Raw genomic sequence first — 15081 nt, 5'->3', positions numbered from 1 at the left:
GATATCCAAGCTAGCTTCAGCCGGCCCGTCCCTGCCAGGAGCGTTGCGTCATCCGGTACTTGCGAGCGGCCCGGGCACGTTGCGCCTGGTGGGTCATCTCAACGGTCGACGCAGCTGTGGCGTCGGTCAGTCGTTCGGCGTTCGGCTCGTCGTACCAGGGCAGCAGGTTGAGCATCGCCACCTTCACGCCGGTGGCGAACAGCAAGGCCGAGCCCTTTGGCAGTGCCCGGATCTGCGCCGGGTCGAGGATCCGCTGCCGGCGTACCGAGGTCTGATACGAGGTGTGGCCCTTCCCATCTCGAGTGCGGGAGGAGACAGTGACGTCGTGCTCGCCGACGAGCCGGGACAGGTCTTCGGCGAACCGGGCGTCGTCGATGCCGGCACCGACCAGTTTGACGGTTGCCGCTGACCAGAGCGCGTCCATGCCCTGCTCGCCCCACACGCGGGTGCCCTGGCGGTAGGACTGCAGGATGGTCAGCGGGATGATGCCTCGGCTGCCGAAGTGGCTGTACAGCTCCGGCAGATCGGCGATCTTGCAGATGTTCGCAGCTTCGTCCAGACAGGCGACCAGCGGCGGGTCGAGCCGGCCGCCGTGCGCCTCAGCGAGCGACACGGCGGCGCGTAGCACCTGATCGGTGAGTCCCGCGACGAGCGGCGCGGCCGCCCCGGCGCCGTCCTTGGACAGCAGGTAAAGCGTGTCCGAGCTTTCGACGAACGCGTCGACGTCCAGTGCCGACAGCGGTAGATCCGGTGGTGTAACCCAGGCCATGATGGTCGGGTTGGCCAGGCATGCGGCAGCCGTCCGGGCGGTTTCGTAGAGCCCTTCGCGGGTTTCCGCTGCGCCGGCCTGACGGCCGGCCATTGCCCGGGCGGAAGCGCCGAACCCGTGGTTCTTGAGGATCGTCGTCGGCTCTCGGGAGATGGAGTCCGACAGCCACATCTGCACCGAGGTCAGCGTGCGGCCCTCCAACGCAGCGGCCAGGATCAGCGAAGTGAGCAGGTCCAACGCACCTTGGATCCAGAAGTCGTCGTTGCCCTGCGAATGGCGGACCTGCTGGACGAAGTGGTTGGCCAGCCGGTGGGCGTCCTCGACGTCCTCCACCGCGGCGAGCGGGTTCCACCACCAGGCCTGCGGCACGTGAGCGATGGACTGTGGGTCGAATACCCAGACGGTGCCGTGCCCAGCTCGGGCGGCCGCCGTTGTGGCCCACAGGTCGGGCTTGTTGCTGGTGGCCAACGCCGCCCCCGGTGCGTTGATGATCGACTGTACGGCCAGCGCGGTCGTCTTGCCGGCGCGAGGGGCCATCACCGCCAGTACGACGTCCTCCCATGAGGAGTAAAGCCGAGGACCTGAGCCGCGCCGGCGGCGATGAGCGCCGAGAACGACTCCCGCTGATCCGGCCGAGACCTCCTTCACCGCCGCATTCGCCAGGCCGCGCCGCAGGCGCCGTGCCCGTGCGGCCACCGCCGGCAGCATCATCGCCCGCACCTCAGCCGAGCCAGCCAACGACGGCAGAGGATCCTCAGCGTCGGGCTTACGCCCCTGCCACCACACCGCCGCGAGGGTGACCAGGCCAACCAGCGCCACCAGCAGCACCGCGTAGATCAGACCGACAGTGGTGGGGGAGACCCCGGGCCACAACGCCGACCATTCGGTACGCAGCAGGTGCTCCAGGTAAGAAGACCCGAAGCGGGGCCCGGTGGCCGGTTGCTCTGCCACGGCGGAAGCAATTCGTCCGGCCAGCCAAGACAGCCACATCAGGGCGATCGCCGCCCACGCGAGCCCGAGCATCAGGAACGGGGTGAACGGCCCGCCTGCAGTGCCACGCGGTTCGACCGGTCGGGTGTTCACGGCTGCGCCTGCCGGATCGCCGCGTCGGTGTCGTAGAGCTCCCACTCCTCACCGACCAGGCTTAGCGACACCGGCAGCCCGTTGCGCTCACCGGTCTTGATCAGGTACTTGCCTCGGCCGGGATGCACCGAGCCGGCGAACCATGCTTCCGGTGCGGCCCAGGACGCGACCAGTTCCCGCTCGGGCCCGGACAGCTTGATGACCTCGTTGACGCGGTTCAGTTCGCGCGGTGGCAGCCCGGCGAGGATTTTGATGGCGGACCGTTCGATGAAGCCCTGCGCCTTGGCGCGGTCCTCGGGCGTGGGCAGGGCGTCGAGATCTGCGAGAGAGTGGGTGACCATCACGCTGGCCATGCCTCGCTGCCGGTTCAGCCGGGTGAGCGCGTCGGCGTGTTCGACCAGTCCAGACGCGCCGCGCAGAGCTCGCCATAGCTCGTCCATGACGCCGAGGTACTGCCGGCGCGGTGCCAGGCCCTGGTCGGCTAGCACGGATGCGGCGTCGACCATGCCGAAGCCGTACGCCCAGGTGCACAGCATTGCGGCAGCGACCAGTTGGTCGCCGGCGGCGGCGACCTGGGAGATGTCGACGCTGACGGCGGGGGCGTCCAGGTCCAGCGGTTTGGTCGTCGGGCCGTCGAACACCCCGCGCAGGCTGCCCTCGCAGAGCAGCGCCAGGGTAGGTACCAGCTGGTCGACCCGGCGGCGGTACTCGCCGTCAGTCCGAGCCCGGGCCGCGGTGAGCAGCTCGTCGGCGCCGGCTTCGACTAGGTTCAGCACGTCGGGCACCGTCGGGTCGCGGTCGAGCCGTTCGGCGAGTACGTCGATCGCCCGCCCGAGGATGATCTCCTCGGTGTTGTTCAGGGCGTGGCCGCGGACCAGGGCGCACAGCGCCAGCAGCAGCGACATGCGTCGTCCACGAATCTCGAGACGGAGTTGCCGGGCGTCGGCGCTACCCATTCGAGCCAGCGCACTACCGAGTGGGCCGGAATCCAGCGGGTTCAGCCGGTCCAGGCCGCGTCCGACCCGGATGACCTGCCCGCCAAGGTGCTCGACGAGTCGGGTGTAGTCGGGCTTGGTGTCGCCGAGGATCAGCGCGCTGGTGCCGAACCCGGTCATGCCGGTGATGAGCCGCTTGACCACGGTGGACTTGCCGACGCCGGGTTGGCCGAGGACGAACACGCCGGGGTTGGTGATGAGGCCTTCGCGGAGCCATTCGAGGGGGTCGAGGCAAACGACCTCGCCCCACAGCATGTGCCGTCCGATAGGCACGCCGATCGTGGGCGCTCCGGAGCCGGCGACGAAGGGGAACAGCCCGCAGAGCTGGACGGTGGTGCCCTGGTACTCCATGCCGGGGGTGATGTGGCTTGCTCGGCCAGTGCCCGGCGCTCGTACGCCCCAGGCCGGTGCCAGACCAGCGGCGGTCGCAGCGTTCTTCATCGGTTCCTCGTGCTAGCGGGGCCAGTGGCGGGCCAGCTGCGGCGGACATACGCCGCAGGGCAGGGTGGTGGCGAAGCCGGCGGCCTGGCTGGCGCGCAGCTGCCGGAGTCGGATCTTGGCTACGTCGGCGCGGGATTCGACGTCGGCGATGGCCCGGCCCAGGTCGTCGACGGACACGACGGTGGTGGTGACGAACAGCGACATCAGGCCTACCCCGGACCCGGTAGCTTCTTCCCGCGCGGTCTGGAGGGCCCGTTCCCGGTCGGCGTGGTCGCGGGCGGACTCGTCTCGTTTCTGCGCCCGGTTGTAGGCCGCCCGGAACGCCGCTGCGTTGACCTCGCTTTCCACGATCCGCGCGGCCTCCCCAGCGGGAAACGGCCGATACAGCAGCGACACCCGCTTTGGGTACGGGCCCGGAGCAAGCAGCCGGGCGAGGACGTCGGCGTGCACATGCTGGCGGGGTGCCTCGTGCCACGCCCATGACACCGATGTGCCGGAGTCGTGCACGTACCGATCCAGGTGCTCGTCGGCCATGACGGGCCCGGCGGTGTCCCAGTCCAACCATCGGGTCAGATCAAGGCCCGGGGTGGCCGCCAGACGAGTCACATCACCTCGGCTCGCCGGGTCGAATGCCGTCCGCACGATGGCCGAGATGGTCTCCGCAGTGGCCCGGCCGAGGACGGTCAGGCCGCAGCTGCCCAGGGAGTCCTGCAGACCCGGCAAGGTTCGACTGATCTCCTCCAGCGCTTCGTCGAGGTTCTTCGGTTTGCTGGGGGAGGCGCCGGGCTTGAAGGTCACCGACACTCGGGTTTCGACGTCTGCGGCGGCCGCTGGGGATAACTCGACCAGCCGTTGCAGCACCCGGCGAGCGGAAGCTGGTCCGTGCGGGACGATGCGCCGGCTGACGTGGTCGGCTAACCGTGATCCGGGATCCGGCGCTGTGTCGATGGTGACGGTGACGTGGTCGATGACCGGCAGGTAGCCCAGGTTCGCCAACCAGCCACCCCAGTTGGCCACCCACGCCGCACTCGCGTCGGCGTCGGCCAACCATGTCGACGTTGCCGCGCAGCGCAGCGTCACCGTCATGGTGCCCAGCCGGCGGTTGTAGACCACGCCGTACCCGCCGGAACCCTCGTCCTCGACCGTCAGCAGGGTGGTCGGTGCGAGCACGCCCGGCAGTTGCCAGGCGTGCTCGCCAGCCACCATCACCCCCGAGCGGTACGAGGTGTAGCCGCGGCTGGTGCCGATCAGCCATCGCACACGCTGTGCGATTCCGGCGGACAGCGGCACCCCGTCCCAGCGCAGGACCAGCAGGATCACGAGCAGCACACAGGGACCGGCAGCAACGGCCAGTGCTTGCAGCCCCATCGAACCGGCGACGATCAGCACGGTGATCGCCGCGAGGACGACGAAGGTCTGCGTAGGCCCGAGACCGAACAAGCCCATGCCCCGCGCCCGCCGCCAACCCCCGTAGGTGCGGATCTGCGCCTGATCGGTGCTCATGACGACGTACTCCCGTCCCGCATCGCGGAGCTGACAGTGGTGGCTCCCGCCTTCGCTGCCGTGGTCCCGGCCTGCGCGGCTACGACGGTGCCGATGACAACCGGCGCCGCAGGCCCGGTCGCGGCTCCCGCAGCCCCGGCCGCTGCCGTGCCACCCCCAGCTGCCGCGCCATTCGAGGCCGCGGCGCTACCACCGGCGGACGTGGTAGCGCCGAAACCGGCGGGCACTGTCGTCGTGGGCGTTACCGGACCCGGGGTGCCGCCGGCGGTGGCGCTACCAGCGACCACCGTCGGCGCACTATTGGTCGTTACCCCACCGGGTCCGTTCGTGGGCGAGGGCACGGACGGAGTCGGCATGGCACCGGTGGGTCCGTTGCCGCCGCCGTTACCAGGCCCCCGCGAGTCCATGTAGCGCGCGTGATCGCCAGCGCTGTGACCGCCAACCGCTCCGCGTACCGAGGACGCGGCGTGCAGGCCTGCGGCTGCGCCGGCACCCGCCATGCCGAGGCTTCCGCCTCCGGAGGCGACGCCGCCGGTGAACACCGTGAAGAACTTCATCAGTGCCGGCAGGGCGATCACTGAAAGGGCCAGCATGCCGAGGCCCATCAGCCAGTCCCTTCCATTGCCGCGCATCATCACGAACGAGGTGGCGTACACCGACACCGCTGCCGGTTTGTACAGCGCGAGCGCGAGCGACCAGCCGAGGGTCTTGTGCAGCCACTGACTGGTACCTCGGGTGATGGAGCCGGCCGCCGCGAGCTGAAGCAGGCCAGCCAGGATGACCACGGCTCCTTCGCGGAACACCATCAGGATCGTCTGCACCACCGCGACGAGGATGACGATGACGCCGACCAGGATCATCACGAACGGGGCCACCTCGGCGCCGGGAAGCAGTAAGGCTCCGAGCGCGGCGCTCATCGCCTCATTGGGTGGCTCGTTGGACTCTTTGAAGATCGCTTCATCCAGCAGCCACATCGAGTAGCTGTCCCCGGCCTTGAGGATCAGATGAGTGCCGGCGACGCCGACGCTGCCCCAGAGGGCGGTATTCCAGACTCCTCGCACCGCCTGCAGAAGCGGCGAGCCTTTGCGACTGACGACGATGGTGATGCCCTGCCAGACCAATCCGGCGACCAGGACCAGGATCGTGATCGGCAGCATGAACCCACGCAGCTGCTGCGCCGGTCCAGCGCTGCCGTTGCACTGGGCCACCCAGTCGGTGGCCCACTGCCCCGGGTCGGAACCACTGGTCGGGCACAGGTTGTTCGACGGGATGAGCGTCCAGCTCGTCAGCAGGCCGGCGACCCACTGGATGGCTTCTTTCACCGCAGTGGCAAGTCCATCGAGAATCGTGTTGACCATTGAGTCGCGCGCCTCGACGCCGGTATTGATTCCACCGACGATGACGTCTGTGCAGGTCGCAGGCATGAAGGGGTTGCAGAGAGGCATGCGGTCACCTGCCCGCACTGAAGGGAAGGAACATGGCGGCGTAGGGGTCCAAGGCGACGGTCACGGCCTTGTCGAACGTCCCACCAGCGGGCGCCAGCAGCGCCCAGTCCGAACCCGTCCAGCGGACGCCGACCTCGGTGCTCACCATCAGCGAACTACCGGAGCCGTCCGGAGCCTCGGTCAGCAGGCGCAGAGCGGCCTCGTCGTCCGAGTAGCTGAGGATCCGGTAGCCGAGCAGTGTGGCGTTGAGGCGGCCGACGGGCTGCCCGTCCGCGGCGCCGGCTTGGTTACGCAGCTCCTCGTACGCCCGCTCGACCTGGTCCAGCATCGCAGCCGCGTCGGCTCCGACGACCTGGGTTCGAAGGGTGGGATCGTACACGGCCGGGCCCACCTGCGGGTTGACGCGTATGACGATATGTACGGCGGCCAGCACCGCCCCGCCAGGGTTGTGTGCGAAACCGCGAGCTCGCCCCTCGCTGAGGAACAGAGGACCGGAACGTTTCGACACGGGCACCGAGACTCCCGCAATGTCGACCCAATCCAGGTCATCGGGCAGGACGGCGCGGCTGTCGACGGTTGTTTCAGGACGGACCAGTACCGGACTCGACGACGACGTTGAAGGACGATCAGGGCCGGTGCCACATGCCACTACAACGGCCGCAGCGCCAAGCACCGTCGCAGTGACCAAACAGAGAACGGTGGCCCGGCGGCGCGTGGTGCGGCGGGCGTGAGTGATGACGTCGTAGGTCATGGCTCAGCCCGGCAGGACTGCGCCGACGACCACGGCTGCGACTGCGCCGCACGTGAGTCCGGCCAGCACCCAAGGGATGCCAGCCGCCCCGTCGGCTGCGAAGGCCGATCGGTTGCGGCGCCCGACGGCCATCATGATTCCGCAGACGAGCAGGCCGCCGACGCCGGCGACGATGAGGACCCATTTCATCCAGCCGATGAAGAGGTTCCCGGTGGCCTCGAGCCCCGGCGGGGCGGCCGGCGGGGGAGTAGGGGCGGCCAGAGCGTCGAGCGCAGCTCGAGCGAGATAGTGAGCGAACACGGCAGTCTCCCGAAGGTCACGATGCCCCTGGTTGGGCATTGCCCTGGACCTTCGCCGGGTAGCGCTGATGGCAGCGTTGACGCTGGAATTGCCGCCACCGCTACCGCCGCTACCAGCGGCCACTGGGAGCGGTAACGACCTCTGCCACTCGCCACCGTCGTGCCCATGGACGAGCGAACTGGAGCAGCAGCGGCAGTTGCCCTGACGTTGGCCGTTGCCGGCTGCGCTATGGACCGGCGGCCAGCGCCAACCAGACCGACCACTACCGCCCTCAGTTCGGCTGACGCCGCTGCCCCGGTGCCGCCGCCAACGCAGCCCGGCTTCGCGTACGCCGACCCCGGCGAGGTGTGCACCCGGTTCACCGCAGCCGTCTACAGCGCTGACACCCGCCGGGACACGGGTGTGGGCGATGCCTACCAGCGCGCCCTCCGCTTCGCCGGCGGCCCCTTGGCCGGACAGTGGCAGGCTGCCGGGCGGGACGGCCGCTGGACGACCTGGGCCGAACACCGGGCGGACGTCGACGCGGTCGTAGGGCCCATCGTCGACGCACTGCAGCCAACAGACACGCGGATCAGCGCCCAGCGCGTGGCTCGGGTAACTGTGACCCCCCTTGGCGAGGACGGCTGGCGCGGCTGGACCGAGCACAGCCTGGCGGACTGCACCCTGCGCTGCGGCGGCCCCGCCAAACCCGCTTGGCGGGCTACTGGGTGCGAGATCCACCAAGCAGGTCCGCGATGACCCGGCGGTGGCCGATCCTCGCCGGTGGACTCGCTGTCGTGGCCCTGGCACCGTCTGCGCTGATCGTGTTCGTCGCCCTTGCGATGCTTGGAGCTAGTCCGGCGATGGACTGCGCTATCAACCCGCCCAGGGTCTCGCCCGGTGCCACAGCCGTACCGAACGGCTGGGCGGGTCAGGGCTCCTGGACCTCCGAGCAAGTCGGCAACGCGGCCATCATCGTTGCTGTCGGCGCCGAGCTGCACGTGCCGCGCTACGGCTGGGAAATCGCGGTTGCTACTGCAATGCAGGAGTCCGCCCTGCGTAACCTCGGTCACCTCGGCGAGAAAAACGACCACGACTCGCTCGGTCTGTTCCAGCAGCGACCGAGCAAGGACTGGGGCATCCCTGAGCAGATCCTCGACCCCCGCTACGCCGCTCGAAAGTTTTACGAGCGCCTGGTCACGCTTGGTGGCTGGCAAACCAGGCCGCTCACCCAGGTCGCGCAGGCTGTGCAGCGGTCGGCGTTTCCCGACGCATACGCGAAGTGGCAGCCCGAGGCCCAGCAGCTCGTTGCTCTGATCAGCGATGGCTTGAACATCGTCTGCACCAGCGACGGCGGGGACGGGCTGCCGTCCTTGGAGGACGATGGATTGCCTGACGGCTTCGTTCTGCCGTCTGACGCGCAACTGCGGGCGGTCGTCGCTTTCGCCCTGGGCCAGCTCGGCAAGCCCTATGTTTGGGGTGCCGAAGGACCGGACAGCTACGACTGCTCGGGCCTGATGATGGCCTCCTGGGCCGAAGGTGGTCAGAAAATCCCTCGGGTTACCGCCGACCAGATGCGCACTGGCGTTGCTGTCGCCTCCCTGTCAGCGATGCGGCCTGGAGACCTGATCTTCATCCCGGGCTCGGACGGCACGATGTCTCGCCCCGGCCACGTCGGGATGTACATCGGTGTTGATCGGAGCGGACGGCAGTACCTCATTCAGGCACCCAAGACTGGCGACATCGTAAAGGTCGTCGCGGTCAGCAGTTGGAGCCGGCAAGTTGCTGCTATCCGAAGGCCGAAGCCGTGACGAGCTCTGCCGCTGTACTCCGTCGGATGATTTGCTGCGCTGGCGGGGACAGGCTAGGCGTTTCTAGCAGGGCCCCTAGCACAAGCGGATCCGCATCTGTCGATGAGCGGATGCTGTCCCGGTCAGGTGCTCGAAGGTATGCCTAGCCGGTTGGGGCGTCGGCCCGTTGAACGTCACCGAGCAGCAGGCGGGCACCTTGGCGGATAAGGTTCCAGTCGGTCTTTGGGCAGCGGTCGAGGTTCTTGGCAAGCCAATGCCGCCGGTCTTCGTGTTCCCGCCGCAGATGGACGAGGTCAAGGTCCACGCCAGGTAGCCCGCCGCGGCGTTCAAGCTCATCGACCCGCTGCCCCATGGCGTCCATCAGCTCGCGGTTGAGGGTGTGCACGGCCTCAAGGTATGCGGTGGTCGGGACGCTGAGCCGGACTGCGGGATCGGCGGTGAAACCGATCTCGCCGTCGTCCTCGTGCCGCCAATCCATGGTGATCTCGTCGCGATCGCCGCGGGTGGTACGCCAGAGCCGGAGCTTGGGAGGATTGCGCAGGTATCCGAGGTCCAGATGGTGCTCGCCGTGCCAGATCGCCGCCGTGACAACTGGATGGTCGGGCACGTCCGCGTTCCCGTTGTCGGTCCGTTCATCGCCCGGTTCGGCCACGAACTCGAGCGGGTCACATGTCCACTGCGCGGGGTCGGAGGCAATGAATGGCTGCAGATCGTCGGGCACCAGCTCCAGCACCTCAGGTGTAAGGACGATGACGTCTTCCCAGAGCCGGGCCAGGTAATAGTCGATGTAGGGATGCGGGTGAACTTCCCGGGTGCGGCACAGCAGCTCCTGCCCGCTTGCTTCAAGCCAGTACCAGCCCTCGGTGAGCCCGAACCAGTGGAGCCTCGGCTGGTCACCGCCCCACGGCGACACCTCGTCCAGTGGGTACAGCTCGAACCGGAACCTGATCATCAAGGCAGTATCCCGTAACTTCCGGCGGGCGATCGAAAGCCGCCGTCGAGTGCGTACGGCGGTCAGTTGGTCGCGCGTTCCCATGGGCGCTCGATCCACGGATTGCTGTCGAGGTATGCCGTGAGTCTGGGAAATCGTTGCCTCGTGCCGGTCTCGTCAGTCAGGTCGGCCGGAGTTCCGACGGGTGTGTCTGATCCGGAAGGCCCGTCTATAGCGAACGGAGCCCCGGTTGCGGCGATGTGCGCCTCGAGCGGGAGGCCGCAAAACCAGTCGATCCGAGCGTTGCGCCGGTCGGGTGCCAAGTCGACAAGGCTGTCAGGGTGGTCCTGGACGCGCTGGATGGTTTGCCGCCCGTGCGACAGGATCCAGTCCTGTACCGAGAGAAAGTCATCGTCGTCCAAGAGGCCCAGTAGGAGTGTCGCAGCGTCCCGGATCGGCCAGCGGTAGAGCTCGTTTTGTGCCTGGAACCGGAGTTCCTCAAACTGTTCGATCTCGTCTGGAGTCAATGCGTGAAGGCTGCGGAGGAGCACCTGGGCGACGCGTTCGGTATCGGCCCCCACCTCAGCCCGGGCACCTTCGACGATGCGCCAGAACACCGCCCACTCCACTGCCAGACCGTACCAAGCCGGTCCTGTGCGTCGGAGGTCGCCGCACGGTGCCTTCCGAAGGCCGCAAGGGTGAGCCCGAGCCTACGTGATTCAAGATCGGGCATCCGGATCTGCCGCGATCGGCACTTCGGACTGACTGACATCGACCTCGCGGGCAGTACGTCAATGGCTCGACCACCGAGACGACGTCGATCGGCCGGCCGCGCGCGGGTCTGCGCTGATACAGCGTCCGTGCAGTGCTTCCAAGCGATCAAGATGGCCGCGGAGCGCGCCGCTGGTAACAGCAGGCGTAGGGGTGCCAGCTCGCCATCAGCCGGCGGTCTCTGGTCCGGTCCGAGCCCGTATGGCGGAGCAGGCTGGGAGCAGCCCTGTGCCCTGAACGGCTTTGAACTGCACCCAGAAGCGTCGTACGACGCTCAACTGCGCCAACTCCTAGCTGCGGTTCCTCGTTCTCGCAGTCGTGCGCCGGCTGACCTCGTGTGCGCCATCGGCGGTGATGCATAGGGCAGCAGGACGAGTCGCCCTCCGCAGCCAGCTCACAGCCGCCTGCCGGCAGCCAGCAGCCGGCAGGCGGGCTGCGGGCCTTCGGCGACGACCACCGGGGTAATCCAGGCTGAGATCGGCGCGCTTTGCGCTGCTGCCTCCACTGGCGCGCGTGCCCGGCCGGGCAGGATCCGAGCAGGTCGCAACCGAGTCGGGCCTGCGTGTTGGCACAGGTCCCGCGTTGACTTAACCGCAGGAAGTCTCCCGTTCAAGTTGCGCGGGGAACTTACGGGCACCGAGGTAACGATCGTAGTAGGTAACCGTCTGATAAGCGACCGGAGCAAACTCGACTGGCGAGTCCGCCGTGAGGAGAGATGCATTGATCTCCTCCGATACGCCGTCGTACTTGACCCAGGCGCCGACCGGGTCGCCGAACAACACGCCCCCGACGTACCACCTTTTCGTTTCTGTGACGGCGGCGTCGAGTGTGATCGCGATGGTCGAGCAGGGCGGCACCACCGATATGGCGAAGTACTCACGGTCGACGCGGCGCCGTTCGGCGAGCGGCGGACCGCCGATGATGAAGTTCAACAGACTCACGTAACGCAGCGGTGCTGCCGACCGGTTCTGCAGGTGAGTGACGACCGTTCCGTCTTCGCCCCTTTCATCCCAGTATGCCACCAGGTTTGCGTTGCGCCTGCGGTCCTGTTCCCGCTGCTCGCTGGCAAAGTCCTGCTGCTCCTCGATGACCTGCTGCTGGCTGGTGAACGCGCGGTACGCCACGAATGCGCCTGCACCCGCCACTACGAGGGCCAGCGCGCTCATCGCCGCCTGGACCCGGAGGATCCGCAGTTCTGCACGGTGATACCGGTCGCCATTAGTGTCCGCCACCTCGGCGTTCTCCTCGCACCCTTGTTTATGTTCATGCACGTGCCAGGGTAGGCGGCAGGGCCGGCCAACTGAGTTTGAAGCAACGGTGACGGTCGAGGCAGGGGCGTCGATAGCGGTCGGCTGCTCCTCCGTCGCAGGCTTGGCTTCACGATTGGGCGCCGCGGCGGCGAGACCGCCCTCAACTGCCAGACCCCGTGTGGAAAGCTCCCGCATGATGCGTCGGAGGGTCCAAGCAGTTGCTAGGGCTGCGCCACCAATTGCCATAGCCTTCGTCAGCCTGCGGCCTACTCGTTGCACCGCGTGACTATATGCCGCGCCAGCTCAACCATCATCGCGTCATCAGCGTCGGCACTGCCCGTGAGCGTCAGGGTGCGGTGCAGAGCGCACTTCGCCGCCAGCCGCACGATGGGCTGCCGCTCCGCTACACCACCGCTGCGTCGCCCCGAGGTGATCATTGATGCGGTCGGGGCGACACTCGCCGGGGTCGTCGCGGCGTTGGAGGTGTACCGCTGGACTCACACCGGTGGCCATTGCGACGGTGGGGTGTACACCCCACCACCGTGTGACCGCGACCGGTTGGGGTGTCAGGTAGCGGTCAGGCACCTACTCCCCATCGCGGTTGTCCCCGATCCTGTCCGTATGGATCCGGCCCAAGCGTGCGCGAGCCATGGGTGGAGCATCATCACCTCGGCCTCGACCAACTCCCAATTCGCAGGGGTCCTCGCCGGTTTCGTGTTCACTGGCATCGTGATGCTGTTCGCCATGCGGGGTGGCCGATACACCCAGGCGCTAGCGGTACTGAGCCCGACCTTCATCGTGCTCGGCTTCGACAGCTACCTTTTCAGCCACGTCACTGGCAGCGGAAACGACGGCGAATGCGCTCGGGTCTGGACCGACGGAATGTTCGCCAGCGGCATGCTTGGCGTCGGTGCCGCCGGCGTCGTATCCAGCATTTGCTGGCTGCTGGCAGCCCATCTCGACACCCACGCCAAGCAACCACAGCTAGCAGACGGCACAGGCCAGACGAACACGGACCAGCGGTCCGAACTGGGCCAGCCGGACCCCGCGATCGTCAACCTGCCGCGCATCGCGGCCGGGATGATCTACGGCGTGACAGTCGGGATCTGCCTGCTGCTGGCGATGACGGCAGACCGGTACCTGCGACTTGTCTCAGACGACGCGCCTCGAATGCTCTGGCTGTGGATCGTATGGGCCGTGCCAGTGGCGGTCCTGTTGGGCCTCGCTGTCCTGGTCCTCGCCCGGTGGCGCCGACGCGCGCGGCGTCAGCACGCGGCCGAGAACAAGACGCGGACCTCGCGCGTTCGGTCGCTGACGTTCGTGGTGTACGGGATGCTCGCCTACGGCCTGCTGACCCCGGTACTGGCCGGTGTTATCGCGAGCGTAGGCGATCACTGGTGGCAAGATCCCGGTCCGCAGATCGTGATGCCTGCGGTCCTCGTCGAGTTGGTGTTCGCCACGCTGCTGCTCGTCGCGCTTGTCCTCGCGGCACCGCCAATGCCGCCGCCTGCGGCTCGCCGACACGAACCGAATGGCTCGCACGACGGAATCGGCGTTCCCGTACCGACCCAACCGGACCCCGTCGACGCGGAGGTCGGCGGTGCCGTCGACGACCATTCGGGACCACGCGCACAGACCCAGACTGCGTAAGACAGGCACGAGAGGGCTCGACGCCGGGCGGCCGGGAGCAGGGCATCTGAGCCACATCTACCGCATCGGCGACGGCAGCTCTCACCTGCACGTCTGGTTCCTCGCCCGGCCGGAGGGGCCAAGCGCGCAGCTCTACGGATCCTGGCTGGTCGTCTGGGACGACCTCCAGCCGGAGTATCCCGCAGAGGCGGACGCGGCTATTGCGGCTGATGCCCCGGTCGCCTCGTATCGTGTCCCAGCCACGGCGAGTTGCCCGTTAACACCTGGGCCCAGTCGCGCCAGTCCTCCAAGCCGGCACGGCAGCCCGGCATCACCACCGTCCCGATACGCTGCCGCGAACCCGCAGGCCCCTGGCAGCAATGAGAAAGTCTTCAGCCAGCAGCAGTCACGACCTCATCGCGGCCGCCAGGAGGCTGAATCTCAAGCCGACCGGCGAGCGCGGCCACGATCGGCCCCGTTCATCGCCGCAGCCGGCGTTGAGCACCAACAACCCACCGCGATGTCATCCATCGGTCGGTTATACCGACGAGCTTCGTTCTCGGCAAAAGAACCTCACGATCTGGTGAGCGTTGGCCATCAGTTGATGTCAGGGCGCTGCGCGAGCGGGTCACATGTGAGATGGCAGGGGCAGCATCCGGCGGGCGGTTCAGGTGCCGTTCGATGCATCGCAGTACGTCGTCGGCGACGATTGGGCCTACCGGACTCGGGACACGGCGCCGTCGGAGCGCGTGCGCATCAAGGCTGTCACGCCGAAGACGGCCAGTGCGAGCATCGAGGTGGAGTCGCGAAGCTGACCCACGAGATATCGCTTAGCCAACGGTCTGAGCGTCGCCGGGGCGCCAACTGCCGCCGACCTGCTGCAGTCCACGTCGGTCTAAGCGAGGAGGACGAACGTCGGCACAGCGATGAGGATGCCGGCGACGGCGCCCGCGACAACCTGACTAACCGTGTGATCACCCAGCCGTACACGAGACCAACCCACCAGCGCGACGATCGCCAGCGATGGGATGAGCGCCAGCCCGAACACGATGATCAGTACGGACATCGACCCGCTGGCTACCGCAGAGTGGGCACTGAGCTTCCACACCTGGTTGATCGCGGTGACGATGAGCAGCACCGCGAACATCACCACGACCATCGCGATCAGCGGGCGAGGCGCACCCGCGACGACGAGCACGGCGAGACCAACAAGGACGGACAACAATCCGTAGACCAAGGGCATGCGACGCTGCTCGCGTACGCCGATGTGGTGGTCGGTGAGTCGTCCCCGTCGTACGCCAAGCCAGATGACGCCGTACGGGACAACGGAGCCGAACAGTATGGCGAGCAGTGCCCAGCCGAGGCCGGTCAATACCGCAGGAGCGGTGCTGTGCAGGGCGATGACCAACGGCATCACGGCCGC

At 67.7% G+C, this 15081-nt stretch carries 13 protein-coding genes; 3 read left to right on the top strand and 10 right to left on the bottom strand.

The genetic code is table 11. The annotated features are described in order from the left end of the window. Positions 1-16: 16 nt before the first annotated feature. From AB0J36_RS01695 to AB0J36_RS01670, 6 genes are read right to left on the bottom strand one after another with little or no spacing between them, the layout of a single operon-like run. Positions 17-1852: a TraM recognition domain-containing protein gene (locus tag AB0J36_RS01695; RefSeq protein WP_363660005.1), complete on the bottom strand. Its 1836-nt coding sequence runs from the start codon at positions 1850-1852 to the stop codon at positions 17-19. Further along, on the bottom strand, positions 1849-3288 hold the full coding sequence (locus AB0J36_RS01690; RefSeq protein ID WP_363660004.1) for a hypothetical protein: 1440 nt from the start codon (positions 3286-3288) through the stop codon (positions 1849-1851). Before AB0J36_RS01690 ends, AB0J36_RS01695 begins: the two co-directional genes overlap by 4 nt. A gap of 12 nt (positions 3289-3300) precedes the next feature. Then, on the bottom strand, positions 3301-4791 hold the full coding sequence (locus AB0J36_RS01685) for an SCO6880 family protein (protein WP_363660003.1): 1491 nt from the start codon (positions 4789-4791) through the stop codon (positions 3301-3303). Further along, entirely contained in the window at positions 4788-6236 is a 1449-nt protein-coding gene (locus AB0J36_RS01680; protein ID WP_363660002.1) for a hypothetical protein, read from the bottom strand. Before AB0J36_RS01680 ends, AB0J36_RS01685 begins: the two co-directional genes overlap by 4 nt. Positions 6237-6240: 4 nt before the next feature. Further along, positions 6241-6987, bottom strand: a complete 747-nt coding sequence (locus tag AB0J36_RS01675; protein WP_363660001.1) for a hypothetical protein — start codon at positions 6985-6987, stop codon at positions 6241-6243. Between the two features lie 3 nt (positions 6988-6990). Continuing rightward, positions 6991-7326, bottom strand: coding sequence for a hypothetical protein (locus tag AB0J36_RS01670; protein WP_363660000.1), 336 nt, complete (start codon positions 7324-7326; stop codon positions 6991-6993). Between the two features lie 258 nt (positions 7327-7584). On the opposite strand from AB0J36_RS01670, the gene AB0J36_RS01665 reads away from it, so the two are divergent. Then, a complete protein-coding gene (locus tag AB0J36_RS01665) occupies positions 7585-8025 on the top strand; it encodes a hypothetical protein (RefSeq protein ID WP_363659999.1) in 441 nt (146 codons plus the stop codon). Next, on the top strand, positions 8022-9077 hold the full coding sequence (locus AB0J36_RS01660; RefSeq protein WP_363659998.1) for a C40 family peptidase: 1056 nt from the start codon (positions 8022-8024) through the stop codon (positions 9075-9077). Before AB0J36_RS01665 ends, AB0J36_RS01660 begins: the two co-directional genes overlap by 4 nt. Positions 9078-9219: 142 nt before the next feature. Here the strand turns inward: AB0J36_RS01660 and AB0J36_RS01655 are convergent, their stop codons facing one another. From AB0J36_RS01655 to AB0J36_RS01645, 3 genes are all read right to left on the bottom strand, one after another. Continuing rightward, positions 9220-10029, bottom strand: a complete 810-nt coding sequence (locus AB0J36_RS01655) for a DUF5984 family protein (RefSeq protein ID WP_363659997.1) — start codon at positions 10027-10029, stop codon at positions 9220-9222. Between the two features lie 62 nt (positions 10030-10091). Then, the gene (locus tag AB0J36_RS01650) at positions 10092-10637 is read right to left on the bottom strand and encodes a DUF4240 domain-containing protein (RefSeq protein ID WP_363659996.1); all 546 of its coding nucleotides are present in this window, start codon (positions 10635-10637) and stop codon (positions 10092-10094) included. 729 nt (positions 10638-11366) lie between these two features. After that, positions 11367-12224: a hypothetical protein gene (locus AB0J36_RS01645; protein WP_363659995.1), complete on the bottom strand. Its 858-nt coding sequence runs from the start codon at positions 12222-12224 to the stop codon at positions 11367-11369. 426 nt (positions 12225-12650) lie between these two features. Between AB0J36_RS01645 and AB0J36_RS01640 the strand changes: the two genes are divergently transcribed. Next, entirely contained in the window at positions 12651-13679 is a 1029-nt protein-coding gene (locus AB0J36_RS01640) for a hypothetical protein (RefSeq protein WP_363659994.1), read from the top strand. Positions 13680-14553: 874 nt separating this feature from the next. Here AB0J36_RS01640 and AB0J36_RS01635 read toward each other — a convergent pair. Then, complete coding sequence (locus AB0J36_RS01635; RefSeq protein WP_363660028.1) at positions 14554-15072, bottom strand: hypothetical protein; 519 nt, start codon at positions 15070-15072, stop codon at positions 14554-14556. Positions 15073-15081 lie beyond the last annotated feature (9 nt).

This window comes from Micromonospora sp. NPDC049662, assembly GCF_040675055.1.
Classification (GTDB): Bacteria; Actinomycetota; Actinomycetes; order Mycobacteriales; family Micromonosporaceae; genus Micromonospora.
Note: the sequence above shows the minus strand (reverse complement) of the source record. Positions and strands in the feature narration are given on the sequence as shown.

Coding starts and splice junctions, on each gene's coding strand:
- AB0J36_RS01690 (WP_363660004.1), bottom strand. CDS start 3,288: ATGAAGAACGCTGCGACCGCCGCTGGTCTGGCACCGGCCTGGGGCGTA.
- AB0J36_RS01685 (WP_363660003.1), bottom strand. CDS start 4,791: ATGAGCACCGATCAGGCGCAGATCCGCACCTACGGGGGTTGGCGGCGG.
- AB0J36_RS01680 (WP_363660002.1), bottom strand. CDS start 6,236: ATGCCTCTCTGCAACCCCTTCATGCCTGCGACCTGCACAGACGTCATC.
- AB0J36_RS01675 (WP_363660001.1), bottom strand. CDS start 6,987: ATGACCTACGACGTCATCACTCACGCCCGCCGCACCACGCGCCGCCGG.
- AB0J36_RS01670 (WP_363660000.1), bottom strand. CDS start 7,326: ATGCCCAACCAGGGGCATCGTGACCTTCGGGAGACTGCCGTGTTCGCT.
- AB0J36_RS01660 (WP_363659998.1), top strand. CDS start 8,022: ATGACCCGGCGGTGGCCGATCCTCGCCGGTGGACTCGCTGTCGTGGCC.
- AB0J36_RS01655 (WP_363659997.1), bottom strand. CDS start 10,029: ATGATCAGGTTCCGGTTCGAGCTGTACCCACTGGACGAGGTGTCGCCG.
- AB0J36_RS01645 (WP_363659995.1), bottom strand. CDS start 12,224: ATGCGGGAGCTTTCCACACGGGGTCTGGCAGTTGAGGGCGGTCTCGCC.
- AB0J36_RS01640 (WP_363659994.1), top strand. CDS start 12,651: ATGGATCCGGCCCAAGCGTGCGCGAGCCATGGGTGGAGCATCATCACC.
- AB0J36_RS01635 (WP_363660028.1), bottom strand. CDS start 15,072: ATGCCGTTGGTCATCGCCCTGCACAGCACCGCTCCTGCGGTATTGACC.